Annotated in this window: 17 protein-coding genes and 1 other RNA gene; 9 read left to right on the top strand and 9 right to left on the bottom strand. The window is 65.0% G+C overall.

From position 1 onward, the window contains the following. Nucleotides 1-103: 103 nt before the first annotated feature. A non-coding RNA gene (locus tag ASF90_RS22700) (sX9 sRNA) lies at nt 104-180 on the bottom strand. Between the two features lie 250 nt (nt 181-430). On the opposite strand from ASF90_RS22700, the gene ASF90_RS16545 reads away from it, so the two are divergent. Beyond that, nucleotides 431-2,863, top strand: coding sequence for a penicillin acylase family protein (locus ASF90_RS16545; RefSeq protein WP_082473583.1), 2,433 nt, complete (start codon nt 431-433; stop codon nt 2,861-2,863). Nucleotides 2,864-2,957: 94 nt separating this feature from the next. Here ASF90_RS16545 and ASF90_RS16550 read toward each other — a convergent pair whose 3' ends face one another. The 3 genes from ASF90_RS16550 to ASF90_RS16560 all read right to left on the bottom strand — a co-directional run bounded on the left by ASF90_RS16550 (nt 2,958) and on the right by ASF90_RS16560 (nt 6,559). Further along, nucleotides 2,958-4,496 carry a S41 family peptidase gene (locus tag ASF90_RS16550; protein ID WP_161556457.1) on the bottom strand — a complete coding sequence of 513 codons (1,539 nt, stop codon included), beginning with the start codon at nt 4,494-4,496 and terminating at the stop codon, nt 2,958-2,960. Between the two features lie 220 nt (nt 4,497-4,716). Beyond that, nucleotides 4,717-5,586, bottom strand: a complete 870-nt coding sequence (locus tag ASF90_RS16555; RefSeq protein ID WP_055852697.1) for an NmrA/HSCARG family protein — start codon at nt 5,584-5,586, stop codon at nt 4,717-4,719. Between the two features lie 37 nt (nt 5,587-5,623). Then, nucleotides 5,624-6,559 (bottom strand): NADP-dependent oxidoreductase, encoded by a 936-nt coding sequence (locus tag ASF90_RS16560; protein WP_055852700.1) that lies wholly within the window; start codon nt 6,557-6,559, stop codon nt 5,624-5,626. Between the two features lie 102 nt (nt 6,560-6,661). Between ASF90_RS16560 and ASF90_RS16565 the strand changes: the two genes are divergently transcribed. After that, entirely contained in the window at nt 6,662-7,537 is an 876-nt protein-coding gene (locus ASF90_RS16565; RefSeq protein WP_055852703.1) for a LysR family transcriptional regulator, read from the top strand. Nucleotides 7,538-7,636: 99 nt separating this feature from the next. Here the strand turns inward: ASF90_RS16565 and ASF90_RS16570 are convergent, their stop codons facing one another. Then, nucleotides 7,637-8,509, bottom strand: a complete 873-nt coding sequence (locus tag ASF90_RS16570) for a LysR family transcriptional regulator (RefSeq protein WP_055852705.1) — start codon at nt 8,507-8,509, stop codon at nt 7,637-7,639. 178 nt (nt 8,510-8,687) lie between these two features. Between ASF90_RS16570 and ASF90_RS16575 the strand changes: the two genes are divergently transcribed. From ASF90_RS16575 to ASF90_RS16590, 4 genes are all read left to right on the top strand, one after another. Then, the gene (locus ASF90_RS16575) at nt 8,688-9,098 is read left to right on the top strand and encodes a DoxX family protein (protein ID WP_055852708.1); all 411 of its coding nucleotides are present in this window, start codon (nt 8,688-8,690) and stop codon (nt 9,096-9,098) included. Nucleotides 9,099-9,110: 12 nt separating this feature from the next. Further along, a complete protein-coding gene (locus tag ASF90_RS16580) occupies nt 9,111-10,037 on the top strand; it encodes a pirin family protein (RefSeq protein ID WP_055852710.1) in 927 nt (308 codons plus the stop codon). Nucleotides 10,038-10,725: 688 nt separating this feature from the next. Continuing rightward, entirely contained in the window at nt 10,726-11,112 is a 387-nt protein-coding gene (locus ASF90_RS16585; protein WP_055852713.1) for a BlaI/MecI/CopY family transcriptional regulator, read from the top strand. Nucleotides 11,113-11,115: 3 nt separating this feature from the next. Beyond that, nucleotides 11,116-12,738 (top strand): M56 family metallopeptidase, encoded by a 1,623-nt coding sequence (locus tag ASF90_RS16590; RefSeq protein WP_055852717.1) that lies wholly within the window; start codon nt 11,116-11,118, stop codon nt 12,736-12,738. A 513-nt stretch (nt 12,739-13,251) separates the two neighbouring features. On the opposite strand, the gene ASF90_RS23560 is transcribed toward ASF90_RS16590, so the two are convergent. Further along, entirely contained in the window at nt 13,252-13,722 is a 471-nt protein-coding gene (locus ASF90_RS23560; protein ID WP_153067877.1) for a hypothetical protein, read from the bottom strand. A gap of 116 nt (nt 13,723-13,838) precedes the next feature. Here ASF90_RS23560 and ASF90_RS16600 point away from each other — a divergent pair, with 116 nt between their 5' ends. The 3 genes from ASF90_RS16600 (at nt 13,839) to ASF90_RS16610 (ending at nt 16,603) form a co-directional block, all read left to right on the top strand. Continuing rightward, entirely contained in the window at nt 13,839-14,276 is a 438-nt protein-coding gene (locus tag ASF90_RS16600) for a hypothetical protein (protein WP_236699293.1), read from the top strand. Between the two features lie 524 nt (nt 14,277-14,800). Then, complete coding sequence (locus ASF90_RS16605; protein ID WP_055852724.1) at nt 14,801-15,430, top strand: hypothetical protein; 630 nt, start codon at nt 14,801-14,803, stop codon at nt 15,428-15,430. Nucleotides 15,431-15,487: 57 nt separating this feature from the next. Further along, nucleotides 15,488-16,603, top strand: a complete 1,116-nt coding sequence (locus ASF90_RS16610) for a saccharopine dehydrogenase NADP-binding domain-containing protein (RefSeq protein ID WP_055852727.1) — start codon at nt 15,488-15,490, stop codon at nt 16,601-16,603. A 503-nt stretch (nt 16,604-17,106) separates the two neighbouring features. Here the strand turns inward: ASF90_RS16610 and ASF90_RS16615 are convergent. The 3 genes from ASF90_RS16615 to ASF90_RS16625 form a co-directional block, all read right to left on the bottom strand. After that, on the bottom strand, nt 17,107-17,892 hold the full coding sequence (locus tag ASF90_RS16615; RefSeq protein WP_055852729.1) for a DUF1868 domain-containing protein: 786 nt from the start codon (nt 17,890-17,892) through the stop codon (nt 17,107-17,109). Nucleotides 17,893-18,476: 584 nt separating this feature from the next. Next, the gene (locus ASF90_RS16620; protein WP_055852733.1) at nt 18,477-19,997 is read right to left on the bottom strand and encodes a ribonuclease H-like domain-containing protein; all 1,521 of its coding nucleotides are present in this window, start codon (nt 19,995-19,997) and stop codon (nt 18,477-18,479) included. Continuing rightward, entirely contained in the window at nt 19,994-22,489 is a 2,496-nt protein-coding gene (locus ASF90_RS16625; RefSeq protein ID WP_055852737.1) for a DEAD/DEAH box helicase, read from the bottom strand. The genes ASF90_RS16620 and ASF90_RS16625 overlap by 4 nt, the downstream gene beginning before the upstream one ends. Nucleotides 22,490-22,523 lie beyond the last annotated feature (34 nt).

A 22,523-nucleotide genomic window follows, 5' to 3' on the forward strand; every position in this document is an offset into this window, starting at 1 on the left:
GGCGATCGATGTCGGCGCATGCGGCGCATGGCATCGTCGAATGCAGACGTGCAACGCGCGATCAAGCCGACGCGACAGTGATGGGTGCGTGTGTATTTAGATTGGCTAATAAAACGTAGCAAGCAGTCACCAGGTGGATGCGGACGGCGCGCTCATAACCTGCGTGTACGCGTGGTCCATGCCGCACCGAGCACGGGCCGCGCCTGCCTGGCGGTGCGCACAGTTACTTTGTTAGCTGCTCTTAGAGCGATGCATTGACTGCACCCACGATGGATCGCAGGCGCGAAGCGACCAGCATGATTCGCTTGCTGCGCCGGGCATTCTGCAATCGGTGTGAGCACACGCCGCCAATGCGGCACGCTGTGCTTGCTGCCTGTGTCATCGTGCAGGCGTGCGGCATCTTCCTTTCTGCGTTCACAAGGCGTCATCCATGCTCCACACAACACACCGGTGGGTGCTGTGCCTGCTGCTGAGCAGTTTGAGCCTGCATGGCAATGCCGCGCCCGCGCAATCGCAATCGCAATCGCAATCGTCCATGAGCCTGGCCGGGTTGGAACAGCCGGCGCAGATTCGCGTCGATCGTTGGGGCGTGGCGCACATCTACGCCCGCACCGATAGCGACGCGTTCTTCGTGCAGGGATTCAACGTCGCGCGCGACCGCCTGTTTCAGCTCGACCTGCTGCGTCGCAAAGGGCTGGGCCAGCTTGCCGATGCGTTCGGGCCGGCCTATGTCGAACAGGACCGCGCGTCGCGGCTGTTTCTGTATCGCGGCGACATGCACGCCGAATGGGCCAGCTACGGCCCCGATGCACAGCGCGACGTCAGCCGATTCGTTGCCGGCATCAATGCCTACATCGCCTGGATGGATGCGCATCCACAGGCGCTGCCGTACGAATTCCGCGCCTTCGCTTATCGACCGCAGACATGGTCGCCAGAAGACGTACTGCGCATCCGCACCACCGGTTTGAGCCGCAACGTCAAAAGCGAGGTCGCCCGCGCCAAGGTCGCTTGCAAGGCTGCGCTAAGCGTCGACGCGATCCGGCTGAAACTGCAGCCGGCCTGGACCACGAAGGTGCCCGAAGGACTGGATCCCTGCCTTCCGGACGCGGTGTTGAAGGTCTACGAACTGGCCACGCAAAGCCCCAGGCTGAGCGCCGATACCCACCCGCGCAGCGCCATCGCAGACATCGCAGCGCTACGTCCGGAAGAAGAAGCCGCTGCAGAAGGCAGCAACAATTGGGTGATTGCCCCGCACAAATCGGCCACCGGTCATGCGGTGCTGGCGGACGATCCGCACCGCGCGTACACCGTGCCCAGCCTGCGTTACTTCGTGCATCTCAACAGCCCGGGGCTGGACATCATCGGCGCCGGCGAGCCCACCGCGCCGGGCATCGCGATCGGCCACAACCGCACCAGCGCCTTTGGCCTGACCATCTTCAACATCGATCAGGAAGATCTCTACGTCTACCGTTTGAACCCGGCCGATCACACGTCGTATTGGTATCAGGGCCATTGGGAGCCGATGCGCACGCAGCGCGAGTCCATTGCGGTGCGCGACGCTGCATCGGTGCCGGTGGAGCTGCAATTCACCCGGCATGGGCCGGTGATCTATGTCGATGCGGACAAGCACATCGCCTACGCCATTCGCTCGGTCTGGAGCCAACCCGGTGCGGCGCCGTATCTGGGGTCGCTGCGTTATCTGCGCAGCGCATCGTTCGAGCAGTTCAAGGACGCGCTCGCGCACTGGGGCGCGCCATCGGTGAATCAGGTCTATGCCGATGTGCACGGCACCATCGGTTGGGCGACGGCTGGCATGACCCCGCGCCGCGAACATTCGGATGGGTTGCTGCCGGTTCCAGGCGATGGCCGCTACGAGTGGAGCGGCTTCTGGAACAGCGATATCTTGCCCTCATCGAAGAACCCCGCCTCCGGCTTCATCACCACCTCCAACGAGATGAATCTGCCGGCCGGCGATCCATCCCTGGCGCGCAAGATCGGCTTCGAATGGGCCAACGACGCGCGGCATGCACGCATCACCCAAGTCCTCGCGCAGTTGCCCAAGGTGACCCTGCAGGATTCGCAGCAGTTGCAGAACGACCAGGTGTCGTTGCTGGCACAGCGGCTGGTGGCCTTGCTCCAACCGCTGCACGCGCAGGACCCGGCGACCAACGCGGCATTGGCACTGCTGCGACCGTGGAACGGCGAGGTCAGCGCAACCTCTGCCGCTGCCGCGCTGGAAGAAGTGTGGTTCAGCAGTTATCTCGGCGCGGCTTACAAAGCGCTGGTCCTGCGCCCTGCCGAGGCGGCCACCTTCGGCATGCCCGACGCCGCAGTGCTGATGGATGCGTTGGAGCATCCGGGGGCCGCATTCGGTCCAACCCCCACCGCACGCCGCGACCAGTTGCTGCTGCAGTCGCTGCGCAGCGCATACCAGTCATTGGTCGACCAGCAAGGGCCGGATCCGGCGCAATGGCAGTGGGGCAAGCTGCACACCAACAGCGTTACCCATGCGATGAGCGCAGCGCTCGGCAGCGAACGCGCGCGGTTGGATGTCGGACCATTCCCTAAGGGCGGCAGCCCTTACACGCCCAATCAATCCAGTTACGACCCTAAAGATTTCCGCCAGACCATCGGCCCGTCCGCACGTCTGATCATCGACCTCGGCGACTGGGACAATTCGCGTGCGGTGAACTACCCCGGCCAATCCGGCGACCCGGCCAGCCCGCATTACCGCGATCTGGCCCCACTATGGCTGCAGGGCAAATATTTCCCGTTGCTGTACACGCGTGCGGCGGTCGACGCGGCGACCGAGCAAGTGTTCGATCTGGTGCCGGCGCGCGCGCCTGCAAGCAGAACCCGGTAGCACGCCCAGGCAGGCAAGCGCGGCGTTCTCTACACCGGCGCGGCGTCTGGAAACAGAGCACTCAGCGCAGAAAACCCAACGGCCACAGCCTGTATCAGGGGGTGCTCAGGATTTGCTCAAGCCATGCCTGCACCGCGGCGGTGTCGTCGATGTTGCCGGTGAACGCGATATCCGGCTTCTGTGGCACGTTGTCGTTGCGTGGCCGTCCGTCGCGCGTCATGTAAGGCATGGCGATACCGCCATTGCCGCTTGGGAGCATGGCCGTCATCGGCGAGCCGGTGCGCGCATCGACAAAGGTTTCGGTGCCCACCTGCAGCACGCCTGGAAACTGCTTCAGCTCGTCGACAAATCCGATGCAGGCGCTGCCACAGTCGTAGTCGGTGAGTACCAGCACGCGCGCGTGCACGGGGTTGATCGGCCGTCGTTTTGGCTTGGCGATTCGTTCTGCATTGGCCGGCGCATGCAGCAACTGGTCCCCACGCGCCATTGCCGCCAGGGAGAGCTTGTTGTCTTCATCGTAGGTAATGCCGTCCGGCGGTGCAGCTGCTGGCGCGTCTGGGCCAGGGCTGGCGGGGGAAAACGTCGAGGTGTCGACCGACTGTTTGGTGAGCCGATAGACGGCCGAAATCTTCAGCCGCTCTCTTGCGTAATAGTTGGTGTAGTCGTTGCCATAGAGCGCTCGCAGCACACCCATGAACCACTCATAAGGTCCGCCCTCGTTGCCGCGGACGTCCAAGACGATTACCGACTTGTCGCGCAGCGATGGAGCCGTGCGGTACAACGCCTGGAATTGATCCGATTGCTGTCTGTTCGCCGGCGAAAAATTGCCAAGCCTGACCCATGCCCCGTTCGCACCGAATGGCGTGACAGCGACGTCCGTGCCGAGGTCGGGCTTGATCGCCGACATCAGCTTCGTCAGGTCGCTTTGCGGCAGGGATTTCCAATCGAGGACGACGCTGCGCCCATCGATGGTGCAGTGTTCCGGACGTTTGAGGAATGGGCTTTTCCGATACCGAAACATGATCGGCGCAGTGCGCGCATGCGTCGACTCCAAGCCGGGGATGATGTTTTCCGGGATCATGTGCTCGTAGAGCGCAATGCGCTCTGACCATTGACGCATCGGCTGTCCGTCGCAGGCGGTGATTTCCGAGCCATTTGCCACGCTTCCGTCCGAGCCGGCGACCAGGAAGCGGCCACCCTGGTACCTGGCAAGGAAGCCCGGCCATTGATACGTCTTTGCCTGCAGTTGCATCCAGACATAGGCATGGGCGTCGTTGAAGGTCGAAAAGAAATGCGCGAGTGTTTGACGATAGCCTTCGAAGTTGGTGACGTGTTGGATATCGGCATCGGCCTGTTGACGCGCCTTGGCCATCGTGGCCTCAAATGCTGCAGGATCTGGATACACCGCCAGGATTGATTGGTTCTTGAACCACTGCAATGAAAAGTCTACGTCTTTGTCAGCCATCGCTGCCCAGCCTTGCAGGGGCTTTTGCGGTGTGAGCGACGCTTGATCGGCGGCCAGGCAGGACGCAGCGGCCAGCAACGCTGTCGATAAAAGGCTGGCTAGCACTGCGCGTTGAACGCGACGTTGCCGTTGGGGAGTACGCGATGGCCCACCGATGGTGACGGTCATGTTTTGGTACCTGAACTGGAAAAGGTACACAGGCTTAAGCAATCGGCATGCCAAGCGCTTCGGCCGCACACCCTGAGGTTTTTCGATCTGCAGAAGTGTCCGCGGACGTCCGTTTCTCTGTTCGGTCGTCCACCGCGTTGGTCTTTGACGCGACACACGCTTCCAACAGAGGCTTGTACGCAGCAAGCGCGGAATATCCGCGCTTGCTGGCAACTTGGGCTTAAACCCGCGCAGTGGCCTCGCGCACGAAGTCTTCATAGGTGCGCAGCGGGCGGCCCAGGATCGCCTGCAATTTTTCCACCGTGCCGTCTGCTGCCTGCATGCCGAATTTCTGGATGCCGGCCATCATCAGGCGCATGTCGTATGCCAGCCAGGAGGGGCCATACGCAGCCATCTGTGCTTCGAACGCCGCCACGTCGTCGCCGGCGTAGGCGATCTCGCGACCGAGTGCTGAACTCCAGGTCTTCGCGACGGAAGCGCCAGTCACGGCATGCGGGCCGACCAGCTCCAGCGTGACGCGCTCAAGTGCTGCGGGTGCACGGTCGCGTCGCAGCAACTCGACAACGGCGATGTCTGCAATGTCGCGTGCATCGATCATGGCAACACCGGTCGCGCCGATCGGCATCGGATAGACACCGTAGCCTTCGATGGTCTTCTGGATCATCGCCTCGTTCTGCATGAAGTACGCCGGACGCAGAATGGTGTCGGGAATCTCCAGGCTTTCGATCATGCGCTCGACCGTGTGCTTGCCAGTGAAGTGCGGCACGTTGGTGAATTTGTCGGCATGGATCACCGACAAGTAAACGATGCGTTCGATGCCTGCTTCCTGGGCAAGATTCAATGCGATCAGCGCCTGCGTCACCTCGTCCGGGGTCACTGCATTCAACAGGAACAAGGTGCGTGCCGACGACAGTGCTGCGCGCATCGATGCAACGTCGGTGAGGTCTGCCACAACCTCGGTGACGCCGGCTGGAAAGGCGCGTTTGCCGGTCTGGCGCACCAGTGCGTGGACCTGTGCGCCGGCATCGGCCAGGCCCTGGACGACGAGGGAACCGATGGTGCCGGTGGCACCGGTAACGAGAATGCTCATGTGAGTCTCCTGCTGTGGATGGATGTGGATGGATGAGTTAGTGCGACATGTCCGCCACGACCTTGCCGGCTCGCGAAGCGGTGCGATTGCGTTCGATTGCTGACGGGATCTCGGCGAAACCGACGACCTCGCCGACCTTGGATGTCAGCGCGCCGCTGGCCACTTGTGCGGCCAGGGTTTCCAGCAGTGCGACGTCCGGGGTGTTCATGAACCACAGTCCACGGCGGCCACGCGGTGTGCGGGCCAGGATGTCCGGCGAGGTGGTGCCGATGATCGCGCCGTGCGGCGCGAGCACTTGCCACGAGCGGTCCAGGACATCGCCGCCGACGTAGTCCAGCACCAGGTCGATGTCGCCAACGAGGTCTTCAAAGCGTTGCGATCGATAGTCGATGACCTGGTCCGCGCCGAGGCTGCGCACGTAATCGACGTGCTCGGTGGATGCGCTTGCGAACACCTGCGCCCCTGCGCGTTTGGCGTACTGCACCGCATAGCCACCCAGCCCGCCTGCTGCGCCATGGATCAGGATCCGCTGGCCTGCCACGAGCGGGCCTGCGTGGTGCAGGCTCTTCCAGGCGGCCACCGCAGCAACCGGCATGGCAGCGGCATGCACGTCGTCCAGGCCATCGGGAGTGCGTGCGAGTTTGGTCTGGTCTACCGCAATGAACTCGGCAAATGCGCCGAGCGCGCCCATCGCGCCCATGACCCGATCACCGACCTGAAAGCGCGTGGCACCGGGCCCGACGGCCTCGACCACACCTGCCAGTTCGGCGCCCAGCACGGCCGGCAAGGGCAGCGTAAAGACCTCCCGCACCAAGCCTGCGCGGACTTTCCAGTCGATGCCGTTGATGCCGGCGGCGCGGATGCGCACCAGCACCTGGCCGGCTCCGGCGTGGGGTATTGCAATGGTGGCCACTGCGGCGGCATCGGCGCCGCCGTAGGCCCGGATGACGACTGCGCGTTGGGTGGTGCTCATGACAGTTGCTCGTCTGGCGTTGCGATGAGCAAACTGTATGGCGTTGCGCAGGTAATACGAAGACGCCAATATATAGACGCCTGGTTTCAAATCTGGAACACCATGGATCTGAATGCATTGATCGATTTCGCGCTGGTCGCCGCGAACCAGGGCCTGGGAAAGGCCAGCCGTGCGAGTGGTCGGTCGAAGGCGACCCTGTCCCGTCGCATCGCCGAGCTCGAGGAGCAACTGGGGGTGCGCTTGGTCGAGCGCAGCGCCCGTGGCCTCCGGCTTACAGAGGCCGGACAGTTGCTGATGGAGCGCACCGAAGTCCCGCTGAGCGAAGTGGCCGAGGCCATGGCGGCCGCGCGCGAAGGGCTTTCAACGCCGCGCGGCCGCCTGCGTGTGGCCTCTCCGGTGCTGTTCTCGCAATTGGCGATGGGGCGCATCGGCGCAGAGTTCTGTGCGGCTTACCCGGAGATCACGCTGGAGGTGGTGGCAGAGGACCGCACGGTCGACGTGGTGGAAGAACAGTTCGATGTGGCCATCCGCATCAACCCCAGCCCGGACAGCAGCCTGGTCGGTCGCTGCTTTGCCAAAGATCGGCTGGTTGTGGTCGCAGCGCCGAGCATCGCCATGCCAACCAGCAACGCGGTCGCGCCAATTGCCGCTGTCGTAATGTCGAGCTTCCAACCGACCACATGGGCTCTGGATGACGGGCGCCTGGTCCTGGAACCCATTCCACGGCTGAGGTTTTCCTCGTTCCTGATGGTCCGCGATGCGGCGCTTGCAGGCGGCGGCGTGGCGTTGATTCCGCAGTCGATCGCATGGAATCAACTCGCCCGCGGTGAGCTGGTGCAGTGGGGCACGATCTCCGGCGTGGAGCCGGCATTGTGGGTATTGCACACGTCCAGACGGTTGGCGGCGCCGAAGGTGCGTGCCTTCGTGGACTTCATCTGCGACAGATATCCCGATGTATCGCTGGTGCTGAAGGGCTAGGGCGGCTGCATCTGGCTGCGCCGGCCAGTGCGTGCCGGCCAGCCGACGTCGCGTCCAGGCGAGAGGGGCGGCATCACCCCAAAATGGCGCCGCCGCACTTCAAACACCACCACCGAAGCGTTCGATCAACAGATCGGTTAGGACACGAATCTTGCGCGCAGGATGCGCGGCAGGCGCCCGCACGACGTAAAGCCCGGCCTCGGGAGACGGATACCTGGTCATGACGCGAACCAGCGCGCCGGAGGCAAGATGCTCGGCCACGAGAAAATCCGGCAGTGCCGCGATCCCGAGCCCTGCAAGCGCAGCGGCCGCGATCGCAGTGCCGTTGTCGGCCTTGAAGCGCCCGCGTGGATGGATCGTCACCAGCTTGTCGCCGTCCATGAACCGCCAGCTTTCCGTGCCTTGCAACAGCGCCTCGTGCGTCAGCAGCGCCTGTGGCGTGTCAGGTTCGCCATGTTTGCGCAGGTACGCGGGAGTGGCCATCAAGCTGCCGCGCATCGGCGCTATGCGGCGCGCGACCAGATTCGAATCGGCGAGATATCCCAACCGGATCGCACAGTCGAAACCGTCGGCAACGATGTCGATAAAGCGGTCGCTGTAGCAGGCATGGACCTGCAAGGCTGGATGCCGGCTGGCCAGCTCGGCAAGCACCGGCGCCAAGTGGGTAGGGCCGAACGTCAGCGGCGCAGCGATACGCAGGCGGCCACGCAGATCGCCCGCGGGCAAGATGGTCTCGCGCGCCACGTCCATTTCGGCACACATCCGCGCGGCATGCTCGCGAAACGTCGCGCCTGCCTCGGTGACGGCAGCGCCCCGCGTGGTGCGCGCGAGCAGTTGGATCCCCAAAGCGTCCTCGAGCCGAATGAGACGGCGGCTGACGATGGACTTGGCAACGCCCAGGCGCCTGGCTGCTGGCGATACCCCGCCCGCGTCTGCCACCTCGACGAACGTCCGCAGGTCTTCGAATTCCATGGCGTCCCTGTTTCTGCGACACGGCATGTCGCTTTGCGCGGCTAGCTTAGCTGCATTCGGAACGCCACAGTGGACTCACGGGCGCCAGGCAAGACGCTCTGACCGGGAACGCCATTCACGCCCACCCCGGCCCTCAACCAACTCCGCCTCGCCCACATCCTTTCTAGAGAGACACCTCATGCACACCTCGTCCATTCCCAACCAGCCCAGCGCCGGGCGATTCATTCGCGGCCTTTCCTGGACCCTGCGCGTGTTCGCCGCCGTGGCGTTCTTCGCTGCGGGTGCGGCCAAGCTGGCCGGCGTTCCGATGATGGTCGAGGTGTTCGATCACATCGGCCTCGGTCAATGGTTCCGCATCGTGACCGGTGCGATCGAAATCATCGGGGCAATCGCATTGCTGCTACCGACAACGTTTGCGCTCAGCGGTGCACTGCTTGCGGCCATGATGTTGGTGGCGACCGGTGTGCATCTGTTCGTCATCGGCGGCAGCCCGGTGCCGGCGATCTTCCTGATGGTGGTGACCGCGACAATCGCCTGGTTGCATCGCGCCCGCATCGCCGCGGTGCTGCGCGCAACGCGTTCGGTTTGATCGAGGCCTGTCATGCGCACTCTTTCACTGCAGCCTTCGTTCCCCGCCACGGAAGCGCCCACTGCCGCGCCGCGCGCCATCGTCCACCGCAGACGCGGCAACGATTCTGGCGGCCCCATCACCCGGCTCATGAGCCCGTCCGATCTTGGGCAGGTGCTGAAGCCGTTTGTGTTCCTCGACATCTTCGATGCGCAGGGTTCGGTCATCCACACGATGTCGGGCATGCCGCTGCATCCGCATTCGGGCATCGCCACCGTCACGGTCTTTACCGAAGGCAGCATGCATTACCACGACCAGACAACCGGTCGCGGCACCATTGCCTATGGCGGAGCCGAATGGATGCGTGCCGGAATGGGCGTATGGCATGGCAAGGAAATGGTGCCGCCAGCCGATGCTTCCTGCATCCAGGGATTTCAATTATGGCTGGCACTGCCTGAAGCCGTGGAGCTGGCGGAGCCGCAAAGCCATTACATCGAAGCGCAGCACATGGCCAAGACCGGCCCCGCGCATGTGGTGATCGGTCGCTACGAGGGCGCGCAGAGTCCGGTCGATGCGCCTGACGGTATCAATTACCTATTGGTCACCTTGAAACCCGGCGAACGCTGGACCTACCACCCGCCCGCCGGTCATTTGGTCGGGTGGTTGGCAGTAGCCAGCGGCACTCTTGATACCGGTGAACGGCTGCAACGCGGCGACATGGTGGTCTTTGCCGATAACGGCGCGCCCATCGTGCTCGAAGCGAGCGGCAACAGCGATGCGGTCTTCGTGCTCGGCTCGGCCATTCCACATCCGCACCCACTGCACCTTGGCTATTACTCGGTGCACACCACTGCACAAGCACTCGCCATCGGTGAAGAGCGCATCCGCACGCTGGGGAAACAGATGCAGGCAGCAGGCGACCGTAAGACTGCTTCCGGCACGACGCCGGTGTTCAAGTAAACGCGATGCTGAAGGGCATGCGGCAAGACGCGCCTTTACTCCTGGCAATGAGTAAAGGCGTCGCTATTTGAAGCTGCATCTGCATGTTTCCGACGCGGGGCTCCAATCGATGTTGTGTGGTGTTTGTCCCTGCGTCGGGTAACCCTGTGCCCATCAGACACCGTTTCACACTGACGTTGCGGACAGCAACGCTGATGCCTGCTTCTGCAAAGACTCTGCAGACATCGACTCCCGCCTTTTGATACATGCCAGGCGCCTCGAACCGTTGATGCCGGTACCCGCTCAAGCGGCGCTGTCGTCGGCGCTTCAACGACAACGTCTGGATCAAACGTTCCTTGGTCGGTTGCTCGCGTCGCACCTCACCACAGGCACGTCATCGCCACTGGGGTGTCAAGGGTCACGAGCGGCGCTGCGGCCTGACCACCGCTTCGGAAGCGCGTACATCAATGATTTGTTGAAGGCACTGCGATAGCCCAAGTGCTTCGACTGCGATACCCGGTACGTATCGACTAATCGGAGCACTTGGCGTCTATCGCGGCGTTTCCACATCAGCCTTACCGACAGCAGCAAACCGATAAGCGGCCTCTGCTTCTGAAGTAATCATCCTTACGACCCCCTGCCATCCGACCTATTGACGACAGCTGTAGTCATGTCTACGGTAGCGACATCTGTAGTCATGGGGCACGAGATGAGCGCTAAGACCATCGGGGACCAGGAGCTGGCCCTGCTGCAACACATCGAGGAACAACGGCACGCCAGTGTGGGCGAGGTCGCTGCCGCGTTCGGCGAGCCACGTGGGCTGGCGCGCTCGACCGTGCTGACCATGATGGAGCGGCTGCGCGCCAAAGGCTTTCTGCGCCGCAAGCAGGTAGACGGCATGTACCGCTACAGCGCCACCAGCGGGCAGGACGCGGTGGTGCGCACGGCGGTGGGGCAGTTCGTGGAAAACACCTTGCAGGGCTCGGTGTCGCCGTTCGTGGCGTGGATGTCGCAGCGCGCGGAGGTCAGCGATACCGAGCTGGCCGAACTCGAAGCATTGGTCGCCAAGCTGCAATCGCAGCGCAAGGAGAGCTGAATCATGCAGAGCCTGTTCGAACTGGTGGTGCAGCGGCTGGCGATGACCAGCCTGCAATCGGCCGCGCTGGTGGCGGTGGTGTGGCTGCTGTGCAAGGCGTTGCCGCGCCTGCCGGCGTCCACCCAATGCTGGCTGTGGTGGATGGTGGGGCTGCAGGCGTTGCTGGGCCTGTTTCTGGCACCGGTCGAGCTGGCGGTGTTGCCGGCCGCCGCACCGGTGGCGCAGGCAGTTGGGGACGCGGTCACGGCGCTGCCCAATGCATCGCCGTCGCTGTGGGTCCGCTGGGTGATGGCAGCCTGGTTGGCCGGTGTGCTGGTGATGCTGGCGCGCAGCGCAATGGCCTGGTGGATCAGCCGCCGTCAGGTGCAATCCACCGAGCCGTGTACTGATCGCGCACTGCTGGCGGCCCTGCAACTGGCCGCCGATGCGCACGGCTTGCGCCACGCACCGCCATTGCGCCTGAGCGCACACATCGATTCGCCGCAACTCATCGGCCTGTGGCGGCCGGTGCTGTTGTTGCCGTCGCGTCGCCTGGCCAGCATCAGCGACGATGAGCTGGACATGGCGCTGACCCACGAGCTGGTGCATCTGCGTCGGAATGACCTGCTGTGGGGGCTGCTGCCGGCATTGGCGCAGCATCTGTTCTTCTTCCATCCGCTGCTGCATCTGGCCGCGCGCGAATACGCCATCGCCCGCGAAGCCGCCTGCGATGCGGCGGTGGTTGCCGGTCACGTGCGCTGCCGTCACGACTATGGCCGCCTGCTGGTCAGCCTTGGGGTTTCTGCAGCGCCGGTGGCTGGGGTGTCCAGTGCGTCGCCGAGTTTTCTGAGCCTCAAGCGCCGTTTGATCATGTTGCAAAACACCAACGCCACACCGGGCTGGGGCGCGCGTGCGCTGGTCGCGGTGGCGGTCCTGGGCGTGGCACCGCTGCGTCTGGTCGCCATGCCCGCGCCGCTGCCGTCGCCTGCGCTGCAGCCGGTCGTGGTCACCGCCAGCGCATCGCCGGCGATGTCGCACGGCATGCGCAGTGCCAATGGCGCTGCTCCACTGCAGCTGCAGGCAGCGCCTGCGGCACCGGCTGCGGCACCGGCCGCACCTGCAGCACCGGCAAACGGCGTGCTGGCGGGTGTGCTGGATGCGCCGGGCGCGCAAGACACGCAAGACACTTGGCAGATGGACACCTCCGGCTGGGATGCCGACGCACAGCAAAGCGTACGCGACGCCATCGATGAGGCCACACGCAGCGCGAAGGCTGCCGAGGTGGAGGCACGGGCCGCCGCACAGCAGGCCATCGAAGCGAGCGATATGCATGCACAGATGCGCCAGGACGAGCTGCAGGCGGCGCAGGACGCATTGGTAGAAGCACGCGAGCAACTGGAGTCGCTCGGCCCCGAGCTGGAGCAGGCCAAGCAGGACGCGCAGCAGCAGGTGCGTGAAGCGGCGCAGCAGATCCGCGAGGTGGCGTTGCAACAACGCAACGCGCAATACGCCTATGTTGCCGCCGCGCGCCAGGCAGCCGAGTTGAGCCGCCATCAGGCCGAAGCGGACAAGGAAGCCGCACGCCAGGACCGCCTTAACGCCGCGCGTGCCCAACACTCCGCGGCCGGCACGGACCAAGACAACTAGAGACCTGCGCCGCAGCACAGCGCGCATTGCCATGGCAGTGCGCGGCAGTAGATCCAACGCGTAGCGCACGACCCAAGCGTGAGGTATGGCCTGCAGTCGCCAGGCGGGCGGCGCCGTGCCTGGAATGCATGGTGCTGGTGATCGTTGATCTTTGATTACTGATTGCTGATTACTCTGCGCCGGCGGCGGCCGGCATGTCAGCACCGCATACCTTGTCGCCGTTCCTGACGGCGGTACCGGCGGTTGATCTTTGTACCGGCAGCGCAGGCGTTCCATCACCGCTCCTTCCGATTGACCGTTTCATCCAGCGCGACCACTGCAGTGATCGCGCACAGCACCAGACGCTGTACCCCACTCACGCGGGTCAGGCCACGCGCCCGCTCATCGACTCAGCACGTCTCGACGCAACCAGCGTCGGCAACGCCGTGGCCGTGTGTTCGCTATTGCCCCATCCGCCTGACCGCTACCGGCCGGCGGCACCCACATCCCCAAGGAGATCGCACATGCATCAGATTACGTTCCCACAGCAGCGTCTGCGCCGCGCCTTGCTGCTTGCTCTCGGCGCGCTCGCTGCGCCCATGCTGATGGCAGCACCGGCAGCACCGGCAGCACCGGCAGCACCGGCAGCACAGGCAGCACAGGCAGCACAGGCAGCAACAACAGCAGCACCAGCAGCACCAGCAGCACCAGCAGAACCAGCCAGAGCAACATTACCGGCAGTAGCAGCCAACGCAGCCGCGATGCCGTTACCGCCCGCACCGCCTGCGCCGGCCCATCGCGCTGCGCCACGCGCTGCTTCGACCTTCGCATCCGGTACTGCGCCGGTCGCCCCTTCGGCGCCATCGGCCTCTGCCACTTCCGTGGCACTGTCAGCACCGGCCGGGTCTGCACAGCCCGCGCATCCACACGCTCCTCTCGCTCCACCCACTGCGCCGATTTCTCCCGCAGTGATGCCCACACCAACGCCTGCGCTTTCGACGCCACGCCTAAGGCACGTCGCATCCGTCGCGCGATCGACCAAAGCCGCTTGCGGCAGCAACGCGCAGGACATCCAGGACGATGGCGATGCCTATGTGCTGCTGCAGGGTGAGCGCCATCTCATGCACGGCACCACCGACGATCTGCAGACCGCACATCGGTACACCAATGCCAATGGCTGGGTGCTGTGGTTCCGGGCCAACGGCGTGCAATACGTCGTGCGCGATCCGGGCCTGCTGCATCGGCTGCGCACCGGCTATGCACGCAGCCTGCAACTGCGCGCGGCCCAGGACAGTGTGCAAGCGCGTCAGCAAGCGCTTGCCGCGCAACTCGCCGCCGCAGCTGCCGGTACACCTGGGTCTATGGCAACAGCGACGCAACCTGTGCAGGGCGCTGCCGGCGACACACAGGCGCTGGCGGAACAGCAGCGCCTGTTGACGCAGCAGCAGGCCGTGCTGGCCAGAAAGCAGGCCGGCGCCACGCGGCTCGCCACCCGCCAGGCGCTGAGCATTCTGCGCGAAGCACTTGCCAGTGGTCGGGCAACGCGGGTGACTGGCTAGCTGCAGCAACTGCGAACCGGCGTGGACGCAGCCTTGCCGTACAGCTGCGGTCTTCGACGACGTACAGCGTGCTGCTGCGGGTAGTGCATTACGCCTGCAACGCCACGCTTGTTTACGGGCGGCACCGGTAAGGGCAAGCAGTGTTTGTTGGGCCGCCAGCAACGACATGTGCAAGCAACGCCAACCCTGCATTCGCTTCGCCGGTGCAGCTCTGCAATCGAAAGCACCGCAATACGACGCGCAGCAGCGCATCACACGAAAGATTTGCCCAACCTCATCCACACAAGGAGATTCCCATGCTGCACCTAACCCCCGCATCGGCGCGCGCTGGCTTGATGACCCTCTTGGCGATTGCGCTCACCAGCGCGTTGACGCCATGTATGGCCGCACGATCAGCTGGTCAACCCAGCACTGCGCCTGTGCCCGGTACGCAAACACCGGTTATTGCATCGGCCCCGGTCGCTGTAATTGCCGCGACCGCGATGCCCACTGCGCCGCACGCACCGGCAGCGCCGGCGACATCCATGCGCACGCCGACTAGCGACGTGACCACGTATGGCCATCTCACCCTGTCGGATCACCCCGACCAGGACGCGTACGTGCTGATCCAAGACGGCGAGGCGCTCATGCACGGCTCCACCGAGGATCTGGCCCGCGCGCGGCGCCTGGCTGGTAGCACGGGCGCACTGCTGTGGTTTCGTAACAGTGGCAAGAGCTACGTGGTGCGCGATGCGGCTACCCTGCAGCGCATCCGCGTGCTGTACGCACCGGTCAGCCAGCTGGGCGAAGCCCAGGGTGCGCTGGGCGAGCGGCAGGGCCAGCTGGGCGAGCAGCAAGCGGCGTTGGGAATGCAGATGGCCGCCGTGGCGGCACGCGATGCGGCCGCTGCCGTGGCGCAGGCGCGTGCGTCGCTTGCACGCGACAACGCTGCGGCGCGGCCGGCCACGTCCACGACGCAGCAGGCCAACGCGGCCAGGCAACGCAGCACGCAGCAGCAGATCGAGGCATTGGCCACGCAACAGCAAGCGCTCGCTGCGCAGCAGGCCGATCTGGCCACGCAACAGGCCGCGGCAAGCGCGCGTGCAGACGGCCAGGCGCGGCACGCCATGCGTGAGGCCATCCGCAACGGCCTGGCAAGCCCTGTGACGCGTTGATCGCGATGGCCGCGGTTCGCCGATACTGCAGGGCATTGGCGGAAGGGCGAGCGGGCGATGACGTACCGGGTGGTGGTGTTGGGTGGCTATGGGCACTTCGGTGCGCGCATCGTGCGGGCGCTGGCCGCCTTGCCACACCTGCATGTCATTGCCGCCGGGCGCCATCCCGGCGCGATCGCCGCGACCTGGCCCGACGCCGTGCCTGGCCGTATTTCCGCATGCCGGCTGGATAGTGCCGCCGACGATTTCGCCATGCGCCTGGCCGCCACCGCCGCCGATGTAGTGGTGCACACCGCCGGACCATTCCAGGGCCAGGACTATGCAGTGGCGCGCAGCTGTCTGCAGGCCGGCATGCACTACATCGACCTGGCCGACGGCCGTGCGTTCGTGCGCGATTTTCCGGACGCGTTGCACGGCCTGGCACAGCACGCTGGCCGCGTGGCGATCAGCGGTGCCAGCACCTTGCCCGCACTGTCCAGTGCAGTGATCGACGCACTGCTGCCGCGCTTGTCGACCCTGCACGCCATTGGCATGGTGATCGCGCCCGCCCAGGGCACGCCGCTGGGGCTGGCCACCGTGCGTGCGGCGCTGTCGTACTGCGGCACGCCGTTTACATGGTGGAGCGAGGGCTGTTGGCAGACCGTGGTGGGCTGGGCATCGCCGCAGCGGGTGCAGTTTGCACAGCTGGCACCGCGGCTGGCATCGCCCTGCGATGTGCCCGATCACGACCTGCTGCCGCAGCGCTACCCCGGCGTGTGCAGCGTGCAATTCCGCGCCGCGCTGGAGGTGCCGTTTCTGCAGCGCTGCCTGGCCGCGCTGGCCTGGTTACGCCAGCGCGGCGTGCCGGTGCCGATACCGCGTCTGGCGCCAGCGTTCGCACGCGCAGGGCGCTGGTTCGACCGCTTCGGCACCGACCTGGGCGGCATGCGCGTGGAGCTGGCCGGCGAGCGCGATGGACAGCCGCTCACCGTGCGTTGGGACCTCACCGCAGCGATGTTGCATGGCCCGGAAATCCCCTGTTTCGCCGCGATCCTGCTGGTGCGCAAACTCGCCGCGGGGCAGGTGCTGCCAAGCGGCGCCCACGCCTGCATGGGGCTGCTGACCCTGGCCGACTTCGAGCAGGAATTCGCCGCCTGGCAGATGCGTACAGACGTGGTGGAGACGCGGCCGTAAGTGTGGGTGCGGTGCACGCCACACAGTGAATCGTAGCGACAGCACGCCGCTGTGCGGCGGCGGTGCAGATCTGCGCATCTCCATGTAAGTCGCGATCGCGTCATCGGCACGTGCAATTGCGGATGCGCTCTGGACGCCGCGTCTGCTTCCACCCGCACTTGTTGTGAAAGCAGACCGAGCGCGGGAATGCGTGGCACAGCCGCGCTATCGCATCTTCAGATCCATGGCTATCAGTGCAAACGCGTAATGCCGGACGTGCAAGAAATTGGCCGTTGCACTGCGTCTCGTAGAGCTGCTGACAAAAAACCATTGTGCTCATCACCAGCTGAGTGCAGCTGGTGCGCGGTGCACCACCCGTACATCCAGTTCTGAGCGCTTTCTCCAAATACACCATACGGCTGTTCGCTACGTTTTATCAGCCGCTCTCAGGCACCACCCACGGAGGACCGACGAGATCGCACACCACACTCCAATCCCGAATCCCCATTCCCAAATCCCCGCCCTTACACCTCCCGCACCGTCCGAAACGCCTCCATATCGGCAAACGTGCAAAAGTGAAAGCGCGGGATCGTGATCGGGCCCGCTGCCGCAAGTCGCTTGAGCCAGTCGCCTACTGCAGTGCGATAGGCAGCCTGCTCTGCGCTATCGAGCGTCTCGCACAGGTAGGCCAGCGAAAGATGAAACTGGAAGTTGATGTAGTCCGGGCGCTGCAAGCGGGTCAGCGTCATCAGTGCCTGGCGCGCCGTTTCCAGGCGCTGTGCGGTCTGCGCGTCGGCAGGTTGCAGCGGGATGAGCAGATTGTCGTTGTTGCCGGTCTTTGCCGCAGCCGGATTCACCACAAAGCGGCACGCACCCAACGGCGCGGCAGTGCGTTGCGCCAGCCGCGCAAGAACATCGGCATTGATCTCGCTCAACGCCACATCGCGCGCCAAATCGCTTGGCCAGGGCCCGCGTGCGCGGTCGATTTCGTTGACCCCGCCCAGCAGGGTCACGTGATAACTGCTGGGCGGCAGCAGCGCGAACTTGTTCGCGAAGCGGTGCCCGGGCAGTTCGCGGTAGATGTCCAGCACGCGGTCGAAGCTGTCGTAGCCATCGCCCTGTTGTTCGAGGTGGCCAACGAAGGTATTGCCGGCAAATGCCATCGGCCGACGGGAGCGCAGGAACTTGCGCCCCACATCCGGCGGTGGCGCGGCGCTCAGTGCGGGCAGGGCGGAGCCCAGCAACGAGGCACCAGCGGCGGCTGCCACCAGGCGACGTCGGCTGATCCGTGTATCCAGCAATGAAACCATGCGGCCAATCCTTCAAGTTCAGGGTCAACCCACAACGTGCGCAATAAACCCGGCCACATCGCAGTGCGTTGGTGTGCGTCGATGACAGCTCCTGCGGCGAGCTGACGAACCGACAACTGCGCACAGCGCAGCACGGCAGCGAACTCGCAGGCTGCGCATCCGTCAGTGGTTAGGTCTGCAGAACGCTGGAAACCAGCGCTGCGGACGGAACCTCAACTGCACTGTAAGACCGCCGAAAAAAACGAATATGACAGCGCCCCACCTTTCACATCGAAAAGGCGGCCTTCTTCGCAAAGACGGCCAAGCGTTCGGGTCGCCGCTTTTGCGTGGCTTGAATGCCGAAACACCTCATCTTGCCCATCGCGCACACGCTGCGGAAAGACAGACCGCCGGCCATCGCACAACGATTCGTCGCACACCTGCGCATGCTGCTCGCTGCGCTCCGCAACAACGCGAAAGCAGCCGCACCGCGATGAGAAGTAACGGGGCAGGGCACTTTTGTCGCCGGATCGTGATCACCAGCGCACCGCATCACTGATATCCAGATCTGACCCGCCAGCACCGCCCGGGCTCGCCGCAGACCGCTACACCGACTCCATCAACGGAATCACGTCTCTGTCCTGTGCCTCCACCGCCACCAGCCGCTGCATCAACAACGACAACGTCACCACGTCCTGGTGGTTGTGCTCGGCCACGCGGCGCAGGTTGCGCGCGCTGCCGCCGCGTAGATAGCTCAGCCACGCGGCCGGGGCTTCGGAGCCGGGCAGATCGTCTTCGCGCACCACGCGCAGCAGCTGCCGCTCGATGGTGGACAGCTTGCAGTTCTCCCAGGTGCCGCGATACCGGCGGCGGGTAGGGAACAACAGATCCACATGATCCAATGCAGAAATCGGGTCGCCACGCCGCGCCAGCCGGTACCGCGTCTTCAACAGCGGCGCGTCGTAGCAGCGGCCGTTGTAGCTGGAGAGCACCGTCTGTGGCGTGAGCCAGGTGCAGAACAGCTCCAGCATGGCGCTCTCTGCGGCCATGGTGGACATCATCAGCTGGCGCACGCGCAGGCCGCTGCCTTGCGCGGCATCGGTGCACCACTGCGCAACCCCGATCATGAAGGCGCGCGTGCCGGTGCCGCCGGCCAGGCCGGTGGTTTCGGTGTCGAAGAACAGCACGTGCTCCGGCTGCAGCGCATCCTCGCGTTTGGCGAAGGCCAGCGAGAGCGGTTCGCATGGAATCGGCTGCGGCAGGAACGCTTCGATCAGATGCAATCCCGGTGCGATCTCGTCGCCGGGCAGGTGCCGATCGGTGGACGGCGTGCGCACCGGCGTGTGCGCCGACACCGCACGCTCGCGCAGGCCGATCATCTTGCGTAGGCCGGCGATATCGGTGCGTCGCTGCGGTGCCGGGTTGGATGCGGGCAGCGCAGGTGCCGCGCGCACAGCCGGCACGCGCGCGGCCGTATCGGCCGCCGCGCCTGCCGGCTTGTGACGCACATCGTGGTCCACCCAGGCAAACGCCGAGCTATCGCGTGCAGGCGCTGCGGCAACCGGCGCCTGCACGCGGCGCGCCATTGCCGGTGTGGTGTGCGGGGGACGCTGTGCACTGCCAGCACTTCCGCTGCCGGGCTGTGCGCTTGGTGCAACAGTCTCGCGCGGCGAGGTGCGCCCCTCTTGCGACGCGATGCCGGCCGAGGACTGGCGCTGCGCACGTGTCGGCATCAGCGCATCTTGCGTGCGCGGCGCAGGCGTTAGCCCAACGACCTGACGGCGTAGCAAACGCAGGCGGTCTGCGCTGACGCCTGCATCGCTGCCAGCCACCGGTACTGCCGGGGCACGCGTCGGCGCCGCCGCTGCATGCATAACAGGTGCGGCTTCCATGCGCACATCACCCGCAACAGCCGTATCACCGCTTAGCGGTTCAACTGCGCTGGAATGCAGTTCCGCCCCTCCACCGACACCATCGCCGGCCGTAGCAACCGCAGGCACGGCATCAGCAGGCAAGGCATCGGCGCCATGCGCTGCATCGCCGTGTGCAACCGCCACCGGCTCGCGCACATCCGCGTGCCCCGCCTGCCGACGCAGCAAGCGCAGCCGGTCTGCACTCACCCTCATGCAAGCACGTCCAGCGCCAAGTCGTCGTCCACCTGGGTGGCATGCCGCAAGGGCGCATTGGCATCGAACAACAGCGCCAGCACCGTCAGGGCCAGCGACTTGGGCGACTCGCCTTTGCCCTCTTCATGCGCGGCCAGCACCGGGCCCACGCAGGCCGGGCAGCCGGCCGTGCAATCGCAACCGCGCACCAGCTCGTCCGCACGCTGCAGCAGCTCGGCCTGACGCAGCCAGAGCGGCTCGCTCAAGCCCACGCCGCCGGGAAAGTTGTCATACAGATACACCGTGGGCACGAACGCCTGCTGCAGTTCTACCGCGCCTTGCTCGCCTTCTTCCACACCGCGCAGTTGCCCGCGCCCGGTCTGGTCGGCCACCGCAAACCACGCGCCGTCGCCATTGCCTACCGCCTTTTGCAAGTCGCGCGCATCGGCCATCACTGCCACCGTGGCTACCACATGCAGCGCATATGCCGCACCCAGAAATCCATCCAGCGCATCCTGCTTGGACGCGAACGCCTTGCCCAAGGTGGCCTGCGGCAACTGCCACCACACCGCGGTGGTATGCAGCTCCTGATCGGGCAGATTCACCGGGCCGTAGCCGATGTTTTCATGCGTGTAATAGCGGATCTTTTTATAGCCGGACACGCGCCGCACCACATGCACTTCGCCATGATGCGAGTCGCCGCGCCCGGCCACGCCGCCGTCAAAACGGTCCAGCACCTTCAACTTGGTGTAGTCGATGCTGTCGGTGTAGTAGTCCACATGCGTGCGCGTCACGTACGCCTTGCGGCCGTCCCAATCCAGCCGTTCCACTTGATACGGGGTGCTCTGCACCATGTGGATGGCGCCTTCGTACAAGGTGAGCGCAGCGGCGGAATAATCCACCTCGGCGATGATCTGCTGCTTGCCGTCGGTCTTGTCCACCACCACAAAATTGCCATCGGCCACCGAGCGCAGGCTCACTGCATTGGCCGGGTAGCTGTCGGCGATCCATTCCCAGCGGTCGCCTTCCTGGTGGATCACTTCGCTCTCGGCCAGGGCTTCCAGAAACACCAGCGGGTCGATCGGCCCGAACGGCTCGCTGGCGATGAACGGCAATTCGAACGCCGCGCAGCGGATGTGATCGAACAGGATCAGCGGTTGATCCGGCGCGATACGCGCATGTTCGGGCGAGGCATCGGCAAAGAAGTCCGGGTGTCGCACCACGTACTGGTCCAGCGGTTGCGAACTGGCCACCAGCACGCCCAACGCCGGTTGCTGGCGCCGCCCGGCGCGGCCAAAACGCTGCCAGGTGGCCGCCACGCTGCCGGGGTAACCATTGAGGATCACCACGTCCAGCGCGCCGATATCCACGCCCAGTTCCAGCGCAGAGGTGGATACGATGCCGTCGATGTTGCCCGCGCGCATTGCCCGCTCCACCTCGCGCCGCTCGGTGGGCAGATAGCCGCCACGGTAGGCGCGGATACGCGCCGGCTTGCGCGGGTCGTGGTCGAAGATGTCCTTCAGGTATTTGGTCAGCACTTCCACCATCAAGCGCGTCTGCGCGAACACCAGCGTCTTCAGCCCGCTCTTGATCGCAATGCGCGCAATGCGGTTGCTCTGCGAGCGTGCCGACGCGCGCAGGCCAAGATCGGCATTGACCACCGGCGGGTTCCACAACAGCACGTGCTTGTCGCCGGTGGGCGCGCCGGATTCGGTGATGGCATGCACCTGTTCTTCGATCAGGGCCTGCGCGTGCGCATGCGGGTTGCCGATGGTGGCCGAGCACAAAATGAACTGCGGGTTGGCGCCGTAGAACGCGCAGATGCGCTTGAGCCGGCGCAGCACATTGGTGACATGGCTGCCGAACACGCCGCGATAGGTGTGGATCTCATCGATCACCACATAGCGCAGGTTCTCGAAGAACTGCGCCCACTTGGTGTGATGCGGCAGGATCGCCTGGTGCAGCATGTCCGGGTTGCTCACCACGATGTCGCCGTGCAGGCGGATCGCCTGCCGCGCATCGCCGGGCGTATCGCCGTCGAAGGTAAAGGCTTTGACGCCCAGTTCGCCAGCGCGGTTCAACTCCAGCAGCTCGGCCACCTGGTCCTGCGCCAGCGCTTTGGTGGGAAACAGATACAGCGCCTTGGCGCCGGCGGTCATTGCCGCACTCACCACCGGCAGCGTGTAGCACAGCGATTTGCCCGACGCGGTGGGCGTCACGATCGCCACATGCTCGCCGCGCTGCGTCGCCGCCCAGGCGTCGGCCTGGTGGCTGTAGAGCTGGCTGATGCCGCGCGCGTGCAAGGCATCGGCCAGCGCGCTGGGCACATCGTCGGGGATCGGCGCATAACGGCCTTCGCGCCCGGGCAGGGTAAAGCTGCCGGTGATGCGGTCGTGGTAACGCCGTTCCAGGCGCTCGGTGAGCAGCGCGCCATCGCGGCTGGGCCGGCCATCGGTGGTGGCCAGCGCGCGTTCGGCGGTTTCGGTGCGGGGAGCGAGGGCAAACGGAGGCATACGGCAGCTCCCAAAGAGGGGCATGAGACAGGGG

The sequence above is a fragment of the Xanthomonas sp. Leaf148 genome, assembly GCF_001423585.1.
Taxonomy (GTDB): domain Bacteria; phylum Pseudomonadota; class Gammaproteobacteria; order Xanthomonadales; family Xanthomonadaceae; genus Xanthomonas.